At 40.1% G+C, this 1,127-nt stretch carries 1 protein-coding gene; it reads right to left on the bottom strand.

Annotated elements, in window-relative coordinates; all coding sequences use genetic code 11:
- On the bottom strand, positions 1-1,127 hold a 1,127-nt coding region (locus tag FHL06_RS13835; RefSeq protein ID WP_238334066.1), incomplete at both ends, for a putative PEP-binding protein.

Here is a 1,127-nt window from a genome sequence, read left to right as displayed (position 1 = left end):
GTAAACTCTGGATATTCAGAAGGAGCTTGTCCACAAATTGAAACTGTTCTGCCATCTTTATGCGCTGTCTTGATCAAATGACGGATAGCACGTTTAACGGCTAGATTACGTTCGTCAAATAGATGGGCAACAGTATCATTATTACGATCACAACCCAAAATCAACATAGCTAAATCGTTTGATCCAATTGAGTAACCATCAACATATTGATTGAATTGATCGGCCAAAATGATATTAGTTGGAATTTCAGCCATCATGTAAACTTTGAAGTCAGCGTTACGTACCAAGCCTTCATTTCTCATGATATCAGTAACTTTTCTAGCTTCATCGACAGTTCTGACAAATGGAATCATAACATTCAAATTCTTCAAACCAAATTCATTACGAACTTTCTTAACCGCAGCCAATTCTAGTTTGAAGGCTTCAATATACTTAGGATCGTAGTAACGTGAAGCACCTCTCCAGCCTAATAAGTCTGCTGGTTCATGTGGTTCATATTTCTCTCCACCCTTAAGTTTTCTGTACTCACTGGACTTGAAGTCTGATAGACGTAATACTACCGGACGTGGAGCCATAGCACGAGCAACTTTAGAAATTCCGTCAGCTAACATATCAACGACTTTTTCTGGATGTCCTTGTTCAATCAAATATAGTGGGTGTTCATGAATAAATGTTGTCCATAAGAACTCTTCACGCATTAATCCAATTCCATCAGCTGGTAATGATGAGTACTTGTCAGCCAAATCAGGATCACCGAGGTTCATCATAACGCCAGTAGCTGTTGGGGCAAATGTTTCAGCGGCTACTACTTGTCCACCTTGTGCAGCTGGTTTGTCTTTCTTAAGAAGACTGTCAACTTTACCCATGTAAACAATACCGTTTGTAGCGTCAACAGTTACCACGTCACCAGTCTTCAAAACATCCGTTGCAGCAACTTGCTTACTCTTTGTACCAACGATACATGGAATCTGCATTTCACGAGATACAATAGCTGCGTGACAGGTCATACCACCATTATTAGTTACAATAGCGGCAGCTTTCTTCATAGCTGGAACCCAATCAGGTGATGTCATCAAGGTAACAAGGATTTCGCCTTCCTTAAATTGATCAATGTCTTTAGGATCATC

The sequence above is a fragment of the Companilactobacillus halodurans genome (assembly GCF_009600985.1).
Lineage (GTDB): Bacteria > Bacillota > Bacilli > Lactobacillales > Lactobacillaceae > Companilactobacillus > Companilactobacillus halodurans.
Note: the sequence above shows the minus strand (reverse complement) of the source record. Positions and strands in the feature narration are given on the sequence as shown.